Source organism: Actinoplanes sp. NPDC019969 (assembly GCF_055562375.1).
The window spans coordinates 459940-476602 of the sequence record NZ_JBVHFK010000003.1 but is presented as its reverse complement, the minus strand read 5'-3'; the positions used below and the strand labels follow the sequence as shown (position 1 = coordinate 476602).

Genomic DNA, 16663 nt, shown 5'->3' with positions numbered 1-16663 from the left:
CACGGCAAATGCCACGATTCTTTTCGTGAAACGCAGATCGCTGTTCTCCCTGGCATTTCTGACCGGTGCGGGCGCCGTTCTCGGCGGCTGTTCCGAACCGGCCCCCACCTTCACCAACCGATTGCGCATTCCGCCGCTCGCGCAGCCGGTGACCGACCCCGACGGGGCGAAGAGGTTCACCCTCACGCTGCAGAGCGGCAGCACCGAGTTCCGGCCCGGCCAGGTGACCGGCGGCACGTGGGGCATCAACGGCGCCTACCTCGGCCCGGTCGTGCGCGCCGCCCGGGGCGACCGCGTCCGGATGGTCGTCGAGAACCGGCTGCCCGAGACCACCACGCTGCACTGGCACGGCATGCGCCTGCCCGCGCGGATGGACGGCGGCCCGCACCAGATGATCGAACCGGGCGCCACCTGGACCCCGGAGTGGACCGTCGACCAGCCCGCGGCGACGTCCTGGTTCCACCCACACCTGCACGAGAGGACCGCGCAGCACGTCTACCGTGGCCTGGCCGGCCTCTTCCTGATCGACGACCCGGACGGACCGCAACTGCCTGCGGCGTACGGGGTCGACGACATCCCCCTGATCGTCCAGGACAAGGAGATCGACAGCGACGGGGCCCTGGAGATCCGCGGAGTGGACCGGGGCACCTTCGGGATGCTCGGCTCGACCATCCTGATCAACGGCACGTCCGGCCCGGTCCTTGCGGTGCGCACCACCCTGGTCCGGTTCCGCCTGCTCAACGCCTCCAACGCCCGCGTCTACCGGATCGGTTTCGCCGACAACCGCCGCTTCGACGTCGTCGCCGGCGACGCGGGCCTGCTGGACCGCCCCGCCGCCGTGGACCGCGTCAAGATCAGCCCCGGCGAGCGGGTGGAGATCGTGGTCCGCTTCTCCCCCGGTGAGACCGTCCTGCTGGACAGCCGCGGCGAGCCCAGCGACACCGCCAACGACATCGAGGAGGACGACTTCGACCTGCTCGGTATCGTCGCCGCGGCGACGCTCACGCCGTCGCCCGCGTTACCCGCCGTGCTCGGCGGGCCGGGTGCCGCGACGCCGCCGCCGGGAGCGCGGATCCGCCGGTTCGCCCTGTCCGGCTCCGAGATCAACGGCAGGGACATGGACATGTCGCGGATCGACGAGGTGGTCCCGGCGGGTGCGGTGGAGATCTGGGAGATCGACAACACGACGTACGCCCACAACTTCCACATCCACGAGGTGTCCTTCCGGATCCTCGACGTCAACGGCAACCCACCACCGCCCTACCAGGCCGGGCCGAAGGACACCGTGTTCCTGCCGAAGAACGCCGGCGCCCGACTGCTCGTCAGCTTCGGGCGGCACACCGACCCGTCGACCCCGTACATGTACCACTGTCATCTGCTGCGTCACGAGGACAAGGGCATGATGGGCCAGTTCGTGATCGTCGAACCCGGCACCGTCGTCACCGGCCACCACCAGCACCACGGCTGAACCCCGCTCAGGCGGCCGCCGTGTGGCTGCGCAGGATCGGCGGGTTCAAATTCTTCTGGCCGCCGTGCCGGTAGAGCACGGCGGGCCGGCCCAGATGCGGGATCCGTTTCTGCCCGGTCGGCTCCACGAATCCGGCCGTGTTGATCACCTTGCGGTTGAAGTTGCGGGGATCCAGCGGCCGGCCCCAGACCACCTCGTACACGTTACGGATGTCGCCGATCGTGAACTCCGGCCCGCAGAAGGCCGTGGCCAGGGTGGTGAACTCGAGCCGGCTGCGCACCCGCTCGACGGCGTCGTCGAGGATCTCGTCGTGGTCGAACGCCAGCCGCCCGCGCACCTTCGCGACCGGCATCCAGGCGGCCGACGCGGCATCCGAGCCGGGCCGCGGGTCGGGCGGGTCCGGGACGATCGCGAGATAGGCGACGCTGACGACCCGGCCGCGGGGGTCGCGCTCCGGGGCCCCGTACGCCGAAAGCTGTTCCAGATGCATCGGCTCACCGTCGAGGGACGTCTCCTCCCGCAGCTCGCGCACCGCGGCGGTGAACAGATCCTCCCCGTCGCGCAGGAAGCCGCCCGGCAGAGCCGACCGCCCCTGGAACGGCGTGTTCCCCCTCGTGATGATCAAGACCTGCAGGGCGTTGTCCCGCACGGTCAGGATGGCCAGGTCCAGGGCGAGTCTCAGCACGGCATGCTCCCGGGAGGTCATCTCACCAGCCTACTTTTAGCGTCTGAATGACACAAACTCTGCCAAGTGTCGGAATCCCCGCAGGGCAGGAAGGCTCGTCCACATACTTCATGTGCATCTGACGTTAAGTTAGCTTGCCCGCATGACCGAACGCCTCTGCAAGCCGTCGCCCGTCCTCTTCCTCACCGCGCTCGACCTCGAGTACGAGGCCGTCATCGACACCCTCACCGACCTGCGCCGCTCCCCGTCGGTCGCCGGCACCCGCTTCAAGATCGGCACCCTGCCCGGCGGGACCGGGGACGCCGTCATCGTCATCACCGGCAAGGGGAACGCCGCCTCGGCCGTCATCGCCGAACGCGCCATCCGCGAGTTCGAGCCCGCTGCGGTCCTGTTCGTCGGCGTCGCCGGGGCCCTCCGCCCCGAGGTCGCGCTGGGCGACGTCATCGTCGCCTCGCACGTGTACGCCTACCACGGCGCCGCGGAACGCACCGGCGGCCCCCGTTCCCGGCCCCGGGTCTGGGACATCGACCACGGCATCGACCAGGCCGCCCACGAGATCGGACGGCGGTACGAGAAAGAACGCCGCGCCAACCCGTCCGGGCAGATCCCGAAGATCCGCTTCGGGCCGATCGCCTCCGGCGAGGTGCTGCACGACGCGCAGGAGTCCGCGACGCTGCGATGGATCCGCGAGCACTACGAGGACGCGCTCGCGATCGAGATGGAGGCCGCCGGGCTCGCCAAGGCGGGCCAGCTCAACAACGCCCCGGTCGCCGTCGTCCGCGCCATCAGCGACCGCGCCGACGGCACCAAGACCGTGACCGACCGGGACGCCTGGCAGGACCGGGCCATCCGGAACGCCGCGGTCTTCGCGACCGGGCTGGCCACCGAGATCGCCCTCGACCGGCAGTCACCCGGGGACGCCGGCCGGGCGACCGGGCCGGCGGGCAGCGTCACCACCTATGGAGGCAGCCACGGCGCGGTCGCCCACACCATCCAGGGTGGAGTGCACAACACCTGGCGACCGTCATGAGCGAGAAGGGCAAGACGCCCGAGAAACCGGCGGTCCACACCGAGGGCGGCAGCCACGGCGCGGTCGCCCACACCATCCATGACGGCGTTCACAACAACTACTACCAGGTCGCGCCGGACGCTACGCCCGAGGAGAAGTTCAAGACCGCTCGCCGGTTCCTCTTTTCCAACAACGCCACTACCGCCCGCCGGCTGCTCGATGATGTCGTCGCCGCGGATCCCGACAATCCGGAGTTCTGCTTCCACTGGCTGCTGGCGTTCTTCAGCCGGCGCACCTATGCGGAGCTGACCCATGAGGAGCGGGACCGGGCGGCGGCCGAACTCAAACGCATCGGCGACCTGCCGGCGAGCCGGTTCACCGGCGGCGTCGACGTCATCTGGCGCCTCTTCCAGTCCCACCACTCCGACACCGAGGAACAGTCCACGACCACCAGCATCCGGGCCGATCTCGACCGGCTGACACCGATCATCCGCAACATGATCTCGCACTTCCTGGAACGCATGCTGGAGGGCAACCTCAAGGACGAACTGTGGCAACGCGACGTCGAACGGGCGAAGGCGGCGCGCGAAGCCAACGGCCGCAGGCAGCGCGCGTGGAAATTCTTCCAGGCCGAGCCCCGGGCGCCACGAATCACCGAGGTTCCGGGGTCGGACGCCGGCCCGGTGCAGTACACCGTGGCCGGAGCGGGCGTCGTGGCCCTGACCGGCTCGGCTGCCGTCCTGGGCCGGCTCTGCGCGCAACGCCACGACACCGTCGCGCTCGGGGTGCTGGTGTTCGCGCTGGCCGTCGGCGGTGTCGCGCTTTACCTGGGTGCGGAGTGGCTGTTCCGGGCCGGGCGGCAATCCTCGGCCACCAGGGAGGATCTGTCACTGCGGGCCAACCCGCCGGGCACACGGTCCGAAGGCTTCGCCGCCGAGGTGAGCCTGATGTACCTGGAGTACGCCCGGCGCGTCGCGCCGAAGGACGCCAAGGACCGCGCGAAGTGGTACGACGAGTGCCTTGGCCCGATGCGGCGGCTCCGCAACGACCTGGCCGAGGCGTACCGGGAACCGGAGGCCAAAGCCGAGGAGATCCGGTGGCTCATCCGGTTCCAGGTGGGGGAACTGCACCGCCGGTGGCGCAGCGGCGCATCGCTCCGGGCCCGGCCCGAGATCCTGACCTCGACGAGGCTGCTCACCCTGGCCGCGGCCCTGACCACGGTGGCCGGGCTGGGGTGGGCCGCCCAATCCGCCCTGCGGCAGGATCCGGCCCGAGGGCTGGGCGCGTTCTTCCTGGCCCTGGTCGCCGGAGCGGCGGCGGGACGGATCGGCGCCCACATCCTCGCGGAGCACAAACGGATCGTCACCGACACCCTCGACCGGCAGCGGCGACTGAAGGCCTACCAGGCCGAGCATGCACGGTGGAAGGAACGGCTGAGGGACCAGCCGACGGACATGGAGATGGCCAGGTGGCTCGACTGCGACCGGCGGATCGCTCTCGACGAGACCCTCCGGGAGTATCAGTTGAAGTGGAGCGACATCAAGGCGTACGCCTCGCTGGAGGCCAGCGGCGAACGGGGACGCCAGGCGCGGGTCCTGAACGGTCCGTGGCGTTACACCCACTACGAGGTGCTGGTCTTCCTGCTCACCTCGGACGGGGTCCGGCAGCTCAGCGTCGGGCTGAACTTCCGCAAAGCGCGCTTCTACCAGTGGGAACGCATCAACTACTGCTACGAGGCGGTGGCCGCCATGTGGGTGATCCTGCACGACGACAAGGCGCGGACCTTCAAGTTGTCCCTGGTGAACGGTACGGACATCACCGTCGCGGTGACCACGAGCGGCAAGGCGCGACAGGGTGAGGACCCGCAGATCCTGGAGGACGCGGCCCAGGACGCCACCGGCCTGCGGCACACGATGTTCGTCCTGGAGGGCGTCGCCGCCGAGGGCCGCCGCTGGTGGGACGGTGGCGCGTACCGGCGGACGAAACGCCCCGCTCCGGAGGAGTGACGCCCGGCCGCCGGGCCTCCGAAGGCCCGGCGTTCCTTTGCGGGCGGCCCGGCGGCTACCGCGTCAGGCCTCCAGCAGGCGGGCGGCGACCGCCTCGCCCATCCGGATCGCGCCGTCGACGTGCTGGAAACCGAGGCCCGCGATGTCGCTGCTGGCGAACTGCAGCGGGCCGACCGCGGCACGCAGGTGCGGGCCGTACCGGGTGAGCGAACCGATGTCGAAACTCGTGCCGAACGCGCCGACGGTCCACTCGTCGGCCATCCACGGGCTCTCGTAGTAATGGACCGGGTGCAGCGCCTGCTCACCGTAATAGCCGGCGAGGCACTCCAGCACCCTCTGCTTCCGCGTCTCGGCGTCCAGGCCCAGGATGCTGTCGGCTTTCACGTCGGAGCAGAAACCGACGAGCGTGCCACGGGTCTCGCCGTCGATGTCCTCGTTGGTGTTGTCGTAGGCCTCGTGCACCAGCGCGTACGGGCTGAACGCGGTGCCGGACAGGCCCATGTCCCGCCAGAACGGGGTCTCGTAGGAGATGTGCAGCTTCACCACCAGGCCGAACGAGATGTGCTGGCGCATCTGGGCCTGCACCGGCGGGAGCGCCGGAATATATTGCACCCGGTTCACCAGCGTGGGCGGGACGGCCATCACCACGTCACGGCCGCGGTAGCTGCCCCGGCCGGTGAAGACGGTCGCGCCCTCCTCCGACCACTCCACCTTCGTGACCGCCTCACCCAGGTGCACGGCCCCGGCGGGCAGTCGTCCGGCAAGCGAGAGCGGCACCCGCTGCAGGCCGCCGACAACCCGCCGGTCCAGGATGAAGTCGGCGTCGACCAGGTGGCTGAAACCGCCCGCGCTGGCCGCCATCAGCACCGCGGACAGCGCCGAGAACGAATGCGCCGGCTTGGTGAGCATGGCCGGGCCGATGTAGAGGCCGATGTTGTCGCGGGCCTCCGCGTCGCCGGTCTGCTCGGCCAGCCAGGCGGCGAAGGAGATCCGGTCGAGCTGCTCGGCGTCCGGGTGCTCCCACGGGACCAGCGGGTCCATCTGGGCGGCGAGACGGTCGAGCTCCTTGGTCAGGCGCTCCATCTCAGCGGCGGTGGTGTCGGAGACCGGGAACTGCTCGCCCTCGAAGGTGCGGCGTACGCCGTCGGCGCCGATGTAGATCGACCGGCCGGCCCGGTAGCGCGAGTACATCTCCAGGCCCAGCTCGTCGATCAGCGCCAGCAGGGCGGTCTGGTCCGGGGAGACCCACTGGCCGCCGACCTCGAGGCGGACTCCCTCCACGTCCTCGGTCAGCAGCCGGCCGCCGACACGGTCCCGTGCCTCCACGACGAGCACGCTGCGCCCGGCGGCGTGCACGCGGTTGGCGATGGTCAGCCCGGTGACACCGGCCCCGACCACCACGACGTCGAAGTCGGTCACGGCTTTCCTCCAGGTATAGCGGGTTGTTGCTGGGTGATGCAGTGGACGCCGCCACCCCGCGCGAAGATCGCCCGGGCGTCCACACCGACGACCCGGCGGCCGGGGTAGGCGGCGGCCAGGATGTCCAACGCGGCGGCGTCGCGGGGATCGTCGAACGTGCAGGCGACGACACCGGAGTTGCACACTAAGTGATTGACGTAAGAATGATCAACTGGCCCGCGCTCGTCCTCGAGCCCCTCCGGAGCGGGCAGGTCGACGACCGTCCAGCCGGCCGGCAGCGCCGCCCTCCAGCGCGGCGCCAGCTCGTGGTCAGGATGCCGCGGATCCGGCTGGACGTGCAGCAACACGGCGCCCGGGGCGGTCAGGGCGGCCACGATGTCGACGTGCCCGCGGGTGCCGAACTCGTCGTAGTCCCGGGTCAGCCCGCGCGGCAACCACACCACCTCGTCGACGCCGAGGGTGCGGCGCAGCTCACCCTCGACCCGCTCGCGCGACCACCCAGGGTTACGGCCTGGATCCAGCTGCACGGTCTCGGTGACCAGCACCGTCCCGTGCCCGTCGACGTGGATGCCGCCGCCCTCGTTGACCATCTCCGAGCTGACGACCGTGGCCCCGGCCCACTCGGCGACCCGCCGGGCGATCCTCGCGTCGTGTTCCCACGTCGCCCAGCTCTGGCCACCCCAGCCGTTGAACACCCAGTCGACAGCGCCCAGACCGTCCGGGCCGACGACGAAGGTGGGGCCGATGTCGCGCATCCACGCGTCGTCCAGGGGCGCCTCGAAATACTCGACGGCGCTGCCCAGCCAGTCGCGGGCGGTCTTGCGCCCGGCCGGGTCGACGACCATCCGGACCGGCTCGAACTCGGCGACGGCCAGGGCGACGGCGGCCCACGCCCGATAGGCGTCCTCGCCGTCGGCGTAACCCGACGACGGCCAGGCCATCCAGGTGCAGGAGTGCGGCTCGGTCTCGGCCGGCATGCGCCAGGTCATAGCAGGCCGCCGTACGTGTCGGGCCGCCGCGTGCGCAGGAACGGGAACAGCGTCAGCCAGTCCCGCCGCTGGTCCAGGTCGAGGTCGGCGACCAGGACGGCCTCGGCGTCGCGGGGCGCCTGGGCGAGGATCCGGCCGTACGGGTCGACGATGAACGACGAACCGTAGAAGGTGATCAGGCCTTCGTTCCCGGTCCGGTTCGGCACCACGATGAACAGGCCGTTGGCGATGGCGTGACCGACGATCACCTGCTGCCACAGCGGCCGGGTGTCGAAGTCGGGGTGATCGGGCTCGGACCCGATCGCGGTCGGGTAGGCCAGGATGTCGGCGCCGGCCAGCGCGTACGACCGGGCGACCTCGGGGAACCACTCGTCCCAGCAGGTCGGCAGGCCGAACTTGTGGCCCACCACCTCGTGCACGCGGTAGGCGTCGTCGGCCGGACCGGGCCGGAAGTACTTGTCCTCGACGTAGCCCTCGGTGACCGGGATATGAGTCTTGCGGGTCCGGGCGACGACCTCTCCCGACCTGTCGACGAGAACCGCGGTGTTGTAGCCGAGGCCGTCGCCGAGGTCGGTCTTCTCGTAGAGCGACGCCTGCACGACGATCCCGTGCCGTTTGGCCGCCTCCGCCGCGAAGGCCACCGTCGGCCCGTTCTCCAGATCCTCCGCCGTCTCCACCGGCTTGCCGGCGGGCGCCTCGAACGCGGGGTACCTCGACAGGGTCAGCTCCGGCAGGAAGACGACCTCCGCGCCCGCCTCCGCGGCCCGGGCGATCCCGGTGGACAGGACGTCGCGGAGCTCGGCCGCATCCGCACGCCACCGGTGCTGAACCAGGCCAACACGCAGCGGTGGACGGGTCGGCTCCTCGACACGAGCCGGCGAGTCGTACGCCGTACCCCGGATCAGTTCCATGGCCGTCCTCGCTCTTCTGCTGCGCGCCCTACACCGAACCCTAACGAACGGCATTCGGTTCAGAATGGTGGTCTTACTCACCAAACGCAAGGGATTCCGTTGCCGTAGCCATCAAAACCTAGGCTTTCCGTGGATCACATCGCCGGGGCGGATGGTGCCCTTGCGTCGGCCCGCCCCTCGCTTCGCCTGCTTCTCCACGCGGATGCAGATCAGGGGACTCACCAGCGGGTCACACATCGCGGCGCCGATGGACCAGGATCGCGCCGCCGAGCACGGTCAGCGGCCAGAGCAGATAAGAGAGCCACGCCGCGACCGGTGTGGTGTAGATGTCGCCGACCGCCTCCGGCGAGCCGTAGGCCAGGGTGAGCCGCTGCCAGCCCGGGACGATCATGGCGTGGTGGACGGCCCTGGTCACCGGGTGGTCGCCGGTGAGCAACTGTGGGGCCGCCACCAGGAGCAGAATGCCGGTCACGTAGGCCACGCCCGGATGACGCAGCAGCACCGCGAGGCCGAGACCGACGAGGGCGCACACCGGCCCGACCAGGACGGCCCCGAGCGTCTCGGCGGCGCCCACCGGGCGGGCGGGGGTCGCGACGGCATAGGCCCCGGCCGCGATCGCCGCGCCCGCCACCGTCCACAGGCCGGCGGCCACGACGGCCTTGGCCAGCACCACCTCGGTGCGTGCCGGGACGGCGACGGCTGTCGCCCGGATGAGGCCGCTGGTGTACTCCCCGACCATCGTCGAGGCCCCGAACGCGGCCGCCGCCACGATCAACACCAGGTATCCGGCGAGCGGGAATGCCTCGTCACCGTCGATGGCCGACGCGGCGATCACGGCCGCGGCGGTGAGGCCCAGCGCCCACCACGACGACCGCAGCGAGCGCACCTTGAGCCATTCCGCAGCGATCACCCCTGTCATCAGCCACCTCCGTTGCGGCAGTGGTCGTTCACCGGGCGCCCTCGGCGCTGTGGTCGGGTGGGTGGGGTCGGTCAGGTCGCTCACCGGGAACCTCCCGCGCGGTAGTCGACGCTGCCCGCGGTCAGCGCGAAGAAGGCCTCCTCCAGCGAGCCGCCGGGGCCGGCCAGATCGGCGACCGGGCCGGCGGCGAGCAGACGGCCCTGCCCGATGACGACGATCTCGTCCGCCGTCGCCGCCATCTCACTGATGAGGTGGCTGGAGAGGAACACGGTGCGGCCCTCGGCGGCCAAGCGACGGAACAGCCCGCGCGCCCACCGGACCCCCTCGGGGTCCATCCCGTTGACCGGCTCGTCGAAGATCAGCACCGGTGGGTCGCCGAGCAGGGCGGTCGCCACCCCGAGCCGCTGCCGCATGCCCAGCGAGAACGTGCCGACGCGACGCCCGGCCACCCCGGACAGCCCGGTCTCGCCGAGGACCTCGTCGACCCGTCGCCGGGGCAGGCCGTTGCTGAGCGCCAGCGCGGTGAGGTGCACCGCCGCGCTGCGCCCCGGATGCGCCTGCTGGGAGTCGAGCAAGGCGCCGGCATGCCGCAGGCCGCGCCGGTGAGCGCCGAACCGGGCACCGCTGATGGTGGCGCTGCCGCTGGTCGGCGCATCCAGCCCGAGCAGCACACGGAGGGTGGTCGTCTTTCCGGCGCCGTTGGGCCCGAGGAAACCGGTGACCCGGCCCGGCCGGGCGCTGAAGGACAGCCCCGCCACCGCGGTGGTGGAGCCGTATCGTTTGACCAGATCGTCGACGTGAATCATGCCGACAAGCCTGGCCCGGGCGGCCCGGCGGCGTCATCGGACCGCGGTACCCCTGCGTCATAGACCCTGGTAGTCATACCGTGGTCCGATGCCGCCGTCGGCCCACGTCGATACGATCGGCCGTATGCCTGCCAAGCCCCGCCTCCGACTGCTGCCGCTCCCCGGCTGGGTGGCGCTGCTGTGGGGCATCGCCGCCTTCACCGCCCTCCGGGGCTACACCGGCCTGCCCTTCATGCCGGGCGGTCTCCCGGAGCGTCCGATGTGGCGCTGGGCGCTGGTCGCGCTGGCGCTCGCCGGCGCCGCCGTGGCCTGCCGGCTGGTCCGGTCCCGTCCGCTCCTCGCGGTCCATCTGCTGGCCGTCGCTCCGGCCGTTCTCCTTCTGGCCGTCGGCAGGGAGGGCCTGGTCAACGAGGAGGACGAGTTGCTCGCCCAGTTCCTCGTGGCGGCCGCCGTCGTGCTCGGCTATCTGGTCGTCACGCGGCCACCGTGGACGTGGGCGGTCGCCCTCGTCCCGATCGTCGCCGTGATCCCGGCGATCGCGCTGCCCGCCGGCCTGCCGATGCGCTGGCTCCTCTGGATCGCCTACGTCCTGCTGCCGATCGTGGTGGCGGTCCTTCTGGGCTATTCGATCCGCCAGGCCCGCGACTACGCCCGGCGGCTCAGCGAGCAGACCGCCGCGCAGGCCGTCGTGGCCGAGCGGCTGCGGATCTCCCGCGAGCTGCACGACCAGGTCGCGCACAGCATGGGGGTCATCGCCTTGCAGGCCGGGGCGGCGTCCCGGGTCATCGGCGTCCGCCCGGACAAGGCCCATGAGGCGTTACAGGTCATCGAGGCCACCAGCCGCGAGACGCTCACCGGCTTGCGGCGGATGCTCGACGGTCTCCGCCTGCCACAGGAGGCGACCGCGCCCCTGCGGCCATCCCCCACGCTCGCCGACATCGGCGATCTGGTCACGACAGCCGAGGACTCCGGTCTCCAGATCGACGTCCGGTGGGAGGGCGATCGCCGCCCCCTTCCCGCCGATGTCGAGTTGTCCGCCTTCCGCATCGTTCAGGAGTCCCTCACCAACGTGGTTCGTCATGCCGGCGCGCGCACCTGTGACATCACCTTCTCCTACCTTCCGGACAGCATGCGGATCGAGATCGTCGACGACGGCCACGGCGGCCGCTGGCCACACCACGCCGATGCGGGCGGCAGCGGATACGGTCTGCTCGGTCTCCACGAGCGCGTCTCGCTCCTGCAAGGGACGATGCAGGCCGGCAGCCGCGACGAAGGAGGCTTCCGGGTGTTCGCCCGGCTGCCCGTCGAGCCCGGCGAGGCGAGCGGATGACGATCCGTGTCCTGCTCGCCGACGATCATGCGCTGGTCCGCACCGCCCTGCAGACCGTGCTCACCGTGACCGACGACATCGTGGTGGCGGGCGAGGCCACGACCGGTTCGGAGGCCGTGCGACTCACCCGGGAACTCCAGCCGGATGTCGTCCTGATGGACATCCGGATGCCCGAGATGGACGGCATCGAGGCGACCCGGCTCATCACCGCCCGGAGCGGAGCGCCCCGGATCATCGTGCTGACGACGTTCCCCGAGGACGAGTATGTCTACGGCGCTCTGCAGGCCGGTGCTTCCGGGTTCCTCGTCAAGGACATGTCCCTGGACGACATCGTGGCCGGGATCCGGGTCGTCGCCGCCGGGGACGCGCTCATCGCACCCAGCGTCACCGCCCGACTGATCCGGATGGTCGTGAACCGGCCGGAGCCGTCCGGCCCCTCCCCCGACCTGGACGGCCTCACCGAGCGGGAGCGGGAGGTGCTGACCATGGTCGGGCTCGGCGCGACCAACACCGAGATCTCCGACCGGATGCACATCACCATGCCGACGGTGAAGAGCTACATCGGCCGGCTGATGACCAAACTGGCCGCGCGCGACCGCGTCCAGCTGGTGATCGTCGCCTACCGCACCGGCCTGGTCCTTCCACCGGTTCTCACCCATGAGAAGTAACAGCCCCATGCTGCGGGCGGATCTGAGTGTTCAGGAGGTGGTGTCGAGGTAGATGGCCACGTCGTAGAGCAGGCGGACCGGGTCGCCATTGGTGACGCCTATGAAGACGGGCTCGCCGGCGGGGGTGCGGCCTCGGCGCCAGACGGCCTCGCGGGCGGCGTCCACCGACTCGCGGTGGGGATGGCCGGACAGGTGAAGTTCGGTGACTCGGCGGGCGGTCTTGCGATCACTCTCCAGTTGGATGCGCATGAGGGGCATCGCGGCCTCCTTGAACGTCGGTAAGTCAACTTACCGACGTTAACCTTAGGATGTGGAGGTGGATTCGATATGGCTTCGTGAAGAGGAGAATCGGGCGCGGCGTACGCCTCAGCTCACCCGGCAGCTCATCGTCGGGGCGGCCGTGACGGTGCTCGACGACGAAGGGTCCGAGGCGCTCACCATGCGGCGGATCGCGCAGGCACTCGGGGTTACGTCGACGGCGCTGTATTGGCACGTACGCACCAAGGAAGATGTTCTTGATCTTGCCGTGGACGAGGTCTTCGGGGAGGTGCAGGTACCCGAGCCGGGGCCGGACTGGGCGGCTGACGTACGTGAACTGATCATGGGGTGGCGAGCGGCGATGCTGGCTCATCCGTGGGCGGCGGGTTTGATCGGCCGGCCGATGCTGGGACCTCAGGTGCTTGCGCGCACCGAGTTCCTGCAGGCGGCGCTGGTTCGAGGTGGGCTCGGCGACGAGAGTCTGGCGGTTGCGACCCGGCTGCTGGCGAACTATGTGATCGGCGCGGCGGTCACCGAGGCCGCGTGGCGACGTAGTGGCGACTCGCCGGACCGGGCTACGGCGCGGCGGCACATCACCGCCGCAACGGAGGCGTATCCGACGCTTGCCGGATCGGGCCATCTCGACGACGCTCGCTGGCCCGACGACATCCTGTTCGAGCGAGGGCTCGACGCGCTGCTGACCTCGATCGCCGGAGTTCTGTTGCGGGACCCGCACTTCGAGCGCGGCAGTTCCGATCGCGGCGATTCCGAGCCTGACGATCTTGAGCAGGAGAGCTTCGGACGCGGGGACTCCGGCTCCGGGGATTCCGAGCGTGAGAGTTCCGGACGTGAGGCATCCGGGCGCGAAGCTTCCGGACGCGGGGAGAGGGAGTAGCGACGGATGGGTGGAACCGCGAGTGAGCGTGCTGCGGCGGCCCTGTTCAGGCATGAACCGGGACTTGCCGGGTCTCCGATCGAGCCGCTCGGCAGAGGGCTCGACAACACCGCCTTCGTGGTCGGGGATCTGGTGCTGCGGGTCGCTGACGGGCACGACGTCGAGCGGGAGACGCGCCTGCTCGCTGTGGTGGCGGGGCGGGTGTCGCTGCCGGTGCCGGCGGTTCGGTTCGTGGATGGCGAGTCGGGGGTGATGGGGTACCGCCGGCTGCCCGGCGAGCCGTTGCTCGGGCGGGAGGCGGACCACGGGCTGGCGGAGCCGATCGGACGGTTTCTGCGGGAACTGCACGGCATCGGCGTTGCCGAGGTGGCGGGCCTGGCGCCGTACGATCCGGCAGATCCCGCCGACTGGCTGGAAGATCTTCGTGGACCGGCCGGAGCGCTGCGCCTACTGCGCGCGGCAGTGCCGGACGCCGGGACCCGGCGGGTGCTCGCACACGCGGACCTCGGGGCCGAGCACATTCTGACGGACGGCGGCACGATCACCGGGATCATCGACTGGACCGATGCGGCGGTCACCGATCCGGCGCTCGACTTCGCGCGGCTGCTCCGGGACTTCGGCGCGGGATTCGTGGACCGGGCGCTGGAAGCGTACGGCGGGCCGCCGGACAACGGATTCGGCGAGCGGATGCTGTTCTTCGCCCGGTGTGCGGCGCTCGAGGATCTTGCTTACGGGCAGGCGTACGGGCTGAGGTCGTACGCCGAAACGGCACAGCGCAGCATCGCCCGGCTGTTCGGCTGAGTCAGTTCCACGCCTCGGCGCGCGGGTCCTCGCCGAGCAGCAGCGCGCTCTCCCGGCACAGGTCCTCGCCGAAGAGCTGGTTGCCGCCGGTTCCCGTACCCCACAGCTCGTCGGCAGACGTGGCGACAACCCGCCATGACGACTCCTCGTCGACCCGCCAGTGTCTGATCTGGCGCGCCATCTCGACCGTCAGAGTCAGGCCCCAGACTTCCACCATCCGGCCATCCTGCCATTCGAGCGGCTGCTCACCAGGCCGCGAACCGGCACGAGCGGGGCGGCCAAGAAGAAGGTGGCTAGGCAGGCCTCGGCCCGGCGAACGATGGCGATCAGGGAACGGAAGCGATCAGGGAACGGTAGCCCCTCGCGAGAGGGGACCATCAGGGAGCGGGAGGTGGCGATCAAGAGTGGGAGGCCCGGCAGGCAGCGACCTCACGGGCGGTGGTGATCGGCAGAGGCAGCGACTCCACCGGAGGGTTCCGCTTTGTTCTTGCCGGCGCGCGGAAGGGTGGCGCCGGACGGGCGGCTGACGGCGACGGCCGTGAGGATCAGTGCAGCGCCGGTGAGCTGGGGCGCCGTCAGGGATTCGCCGAGCAGCAGGGTGGCGAGGGCCGTGGTGACGACGGGCTCGAAGGTGGACAGGATCGCGGCGGTGGATGGACCGGTGCGGCGCAGGCCGGCGAAGAACGTGAGGATCGCCAGGATCGTCGAGACGGCGACGATGCAGGTCAGCCACAGCCAGCCGGACGCAGCGAAGTCCAGGTCGGGGCCGCCGGTGGCCAGGGACCGGCCGGCGAGGGCGACGGCGGCGCCGGTCATCACCAGAGTGGACAGCCGGAGTGGTGGGAGGCGGTGTACGACACGGTCGGACACCAGGATGTAGGCGGTGTAAGTGAGCGCCGAACCGGCGGCCAGGAGCGCGCCGAGCAGGTTGAACGGGGCGCCGCCGCTGCCGAGCAAGATCAGCAGGGTGCCGGTGGAGGCGGTGGCCAGGGCCGCTGCCCGGGCCGGGGTGAGGCGGTCACGGCCGAGGAGGACGGCGGCGACGGTGACCATCAGCGGGTACGTGTAGAAGATCAGCGCGAGCAGCGACGCGTCCATCACCCGGAGCGCCTCGAAGTAGAGGGTGGCCTGCGTGGCATAGCCGAGAGCGCCGAGCCCCAAGGCCACCAGCGCGGGCCTGGAGAACCGGCGCCGCTGAAGGAAGGCCACGAGGACGGGCCATGACAAGCGGGGGCGGTGGAGGAAAGCGGCGAGAACGACGGCGGACAGACCGAATCGGATCAGGAGGAGGGTGGAGGGGGTGACGCCGGCCTCGTACGCGAACTTGCCGAAGATCGCCATCGCGCCGAAGCAGGTGGCGGAGAGGAGACAGAGCAGCGGACCCATGAATCGAGCATCGGCGGCCGGACGATGAAGGTCCAGTGATGATTCCTGGAGATGAATCGTTAGGATTTGTGCATGGACCTGCGGCGGTTGCGATTCCTGCGGGAGTTCGAGGAGCGGGGCACGCTCGGGGCGGTCGCGGCGGCACTCGGTTACAGTCCGTCGGCGGTGTCGCAGCAGCTGACCGTTCTGGAGAAAGAGGCCGGCGCGATCCTGCTGGAGAAGGCCGGCCGGGGTGTGCGGCTCACCGACGCGGGGCGCCTGCTGGCCCAGCACGCCCGGGTTCTGCTGGCCGCCGCCGAAGCCGCGCAGGCGGATCTGGCGGCGCTGAGCGGCGAGGTCCGGGGCACGGTCCGGGCCGGTGGTCTGCAATCGGCCGCCCGCAGGCTGCTGGTGCCGGCGGTCGGGCGGCTGATGGCCCAGCACCCGCTGGTCCGGGTGGAGATCTCCGAGCTGGAGCTGGAGCAGGCGCTGCCGGGCCTGCGGCTCGGGGCGGTCGACGTGATCATCGGTGACGAGTACGACGGACATCCCCGGCCCCGGCCCGCCGGGCTGCGGTTCGCGCCGCTGCTGGCCGAGCCGCTGCGGCTGGTGCTGCCGGCGGGGCATCCGCTGGCCGTGCCGGGTGGCCCGGTCGAGCTGGCCCGGCTGCGGGACGCGGTGTGGGTGTCGTCGCACGAGGGCACCGGCCATCACGCGATGATCGTCGGGACGTGCCGGGCGCTCGGTGGTTACGAGCCCGACCTGCGGCATCACTCCAACGACGTGGATGTGCAGCTGGAGCTGGTCCGGGTCGCGGGCGCCGTCGCGCTGCTGCCGCCGCTGACGTTGCCGTCGCCGGAGCCCGCTCTCGCCTACCGCGACGTCGCCGAGGCAAGGCTGGGCCGCCGCCTGTTCACGGTCACCCGCGACGGCCCGTCATCTCCGGCCCTGACGGCGTATCTGGCCGCCGTGACCGGCCAAGCCGACAGCCAGCGGCCACAAAAGGGGCCGGCTGACGAAAAAGCGAACGGCCACCAAGAGAACCAGCCGACGAAGAGGCGGGCGACCGGGAACGGGGAACGGCTGCCAAGGGGCGCAGCGAGCGAAAGCCGAGCGAACTGATGAAGCGCTGAG

General features: G+C 70.7%; 17 protein-coding genes. 8 read left to right on the top strand and 9 right to left on the bottom strand.

Features of this window, described 5'->3' with window-relative positions:
• The first annotated feature begins 25 nt into the window (after positions 1–25).
• Entirely contained in the window at positions 26–1468 is a 1443-nt protein-coding gene (locus ACZ3II_RS12325) for a multicopper oxidase family protein (RefSeq protein ID WP_465517683.1), read from the top strand.
• Between the two features lie 7 nt (positions 1469–1475).
• Here the strand turns inward: ACZ3II_RS12325 and ACZ3II_RS12320 are convergent, their stop codons facing one another.
• Positions 1476–2174: an NUDIX hydrolase gene (locus ACZ3II_RS12320; protein WP_465517682.1), complete on the bottom strand. Its 699-nt coding sequence runs from the start codon at positions 2172–2174 to the stop codon at positions 1476–1478.
• Between the two features lie 121 nt (positions 2175–2295).
• Between ACZ3II_RS12320 and ACZ3II_RS12315 the strand changes: the two genes are divergently transcribed.
• Positions 2296–3183 (top strand): 5'-methylthioadenosine/S-adenosylhomocysteine nucleosidase family protein, encoded by an 888-nt coding sequence (locus ACZ3II_RS12315; RefSeq protein ID WP_465517681.1) that lies wholly within the window; start codon positions 2296–2298, stop codon positions 3181–3183.
• Positions 3180–5168 carry a hypothetical protein gene (locus tag ACZ3II_RS12310; RefSeq protein WP_465517680.1) on the top strand — a complete coding sequence of 663 codons (1989 nt, stop codon included), beginning with the start codon at positions 3180–3182 and terminating at the stop codon, positions 5166–5168. The genes ACZ3II_RS12315 and ACZ3II_RS12310 overlap by 4 nt, the downstream gene beginning before the upstream one ends.
• 63 nt (positions 5169–5231) lie before the next feature.
• Here the strand turns inward: ACZ3II_RS12310 and ACZ3II_RS12305 are convergent, their stop codons facing one another.
• The 5 genes from ACZ3II_RS12305 to ACZ3II_RS12285 all read right to left on the bottom strand — a co-directional run bounded on the left by ACZ3II_RS12305 (position 5232) and on the right by ACZ3II_RS12285 (position 10212).
• Positions 5232–6587 carry a flavin monoamine oxidase family protein gene (locus tag ACZ3II_RS12305; protein WP_465517679.1) on the bottom strand — a complete coding sequence of 452 codons (1356 nt, stop codon included), beginning with the start codon at positions 6585–6587 and terminating at the stop codon, positions 5232–5234.
• On the bottom strand, positions 6584–7564 hold the full coding sequence (locus tag ACZ3II_RS12300) for an agmatine deiminase family protein (RefSeq protein ID WP_465517678.1): 981 nt from the start codon (positions 7562–7564) through the stop codon (positions 6584–6586). The genes ACZ3II_RS12305 and ACZ3II_RS12300 overlap by 4 nt, the downstream gene beginning before the upstream one ends.
• An 8-nt stretch (positions 7565–7572) precedes the next feature.
• Positions 7573–8487 (bottom strand): nitrilase-related carbon-nitrogen hydrolase, encoded by a 915-nt coding sequence (locus ACZ3II_RS12295; RefSeq protein WP_465517677.1) that lies wholly within the window; start codon positions 8485–8487, stop codon positions 7573–7575.
• 229 nt (positions 8488–8716) lie between these two features.
• On the bottom strand, positions 8717–9406 hold the full coding sequence (locus ACZ3II_RS12290; protein WP_465517676.1) for a hypothetical protein: 690 nt from the start codon (positions 9404–9406) through the stop codon (positions 8717–8719).
• A gap of 80 nt (positions 9407–9486) precedes the next feature.
• A complete protein-coding gene (locus tag ACZ3II_RS12285) occupies positions 9487–10212 on the bottom strand; it encodes an ABC transporter ATP-binding protein (protein ID WP_465517675.1) in 726 nt (241 codons plus the stop codon).
• Positions 10213–10336: 124 nt separating this feature from the next.
• Between ACZ3II_RS12285 and ACZ3II_RS12280 the strand changes: the two genes are divergently transcribed.
• Both ACZ3II_RS12280 and ACZ3II_RS12275 read left to right on the top strand, forming a co-directional pair.
• Positions 10337–11542: a sensor histidine kinase gene (locus ACZ3II_RS12280; RefSeq protein ID WP_465517674.1), complete on the top strand. Its 1206-nt coding sequence runs from the start codon at positions 10337–10339 to the stop codon at positions 11540–11542.
• Positions 11539–12210: a response regulator transcription factor gene (locus ACZ3II_RS12275; protein WP_465517673.1), complete on the top strand. Its 672-nt coding sequence runs from the start codon at positions 11539–11541 to the stop codon at positions 12208–12210. The genes ACZ3II_RS12280 and ACZ3II_RS12275 overlap by 4 nt, the downstream gene beginning before the upstream one ends.
• Positions 12211–12240: 30 nt before the next feature.
• On the opposite strand, the gene ACZ3II_RS12270 is transcribed toward ACZ3II_RS12275, so the two are convergent.
• Positions 12241–12468 carry a hypothetical protein gene (locus ACZ3II_RS12270; protein WP_465517672.1) on the bottom strand — a complete coding sequence of 76 codons (228 nt, stop codon included), beginning with the start codon at positions 12466–12468 and terminating at the stop codon, positions 12241–12243.
• A gap of 52 nt (positions 12469–12520) precedes the next feature.
• Here ACZ3II_RS12270 and ACZ3II_RS12265 point away from each other — a divergent pair, with 52 nt between their 5' ends.
• Positions 12521–13363, top strand: coding sequence for a TetR/AcrR family transcriptional regulator (locus ACZ3II_RS12265; RefSeq protein ID WP_465517671.1), 843 nt, complete (start codon positions 12521–12523; stop codon positions 13361–13363).
• 6 nt (positions 13364–13369) lie between these two features.
• Positions 13370–14164 (top strand): phosphotransferase, encoded by a 795-nt coding sequence (locus tag ACZ3II_RS12260; RefSeq protein ID WP_465517670.1) that lies wholly within the window; start codon positions 13370–13372, stop codon positions 14162–14164.
• A 1-nt stretch (position 14165) separates the two neighbouring features.
• On the opposite strand, the gene ACZ3II_RS12255 is transcribed toward ACZ3II_RS12260, so the two are convergent.
• Together ACZ3II_RS12255 and ACZ3II_RS12250 are read right to left on the bottom strand one after the other, a co-directional pair.
• Complete coding sequence (locus ACZ3II_RS12255; protein WP_465517669.1) at positions 14166–14381, bottom strand: hypothetical protein; 216 nt, start codon at positions 14379–14381, stop codon at positions 14166–14168.
• A 212-nt stretch (positions 14382–14593) separates the two neighbouring features.
• The gene (locus ACZ3II_RS12250; protein ID WP_465517668.1) at positions 14594–15550 is read right to left on the bottom strand and encodes an EamA family transporter; all 957 of its coding nucleotides are present in this window, start codon (positions 15548–15550) and stop codon (positions 14594–14596) included.
• Positions 15551–15622: 72 nt separating this feature from the next.
• On the opposite strand from ACZ3II_RS12250, the gene ACZ3II_RS12245 reads away from it, so the two are divergent.
• Complete coding sequence (locus tag ACZ3II_RS12245) at positions 15623–16651, top strand: LysR family transcriptional regulator (RefSeq protein ID WP_465517667.1); 1029 nt, start codon at positions 15623–15625, stop codon at positions 16649–16651.
• The last annotated feature ends 12 nt before the right edge of the window (positions 16652–16663 follow it).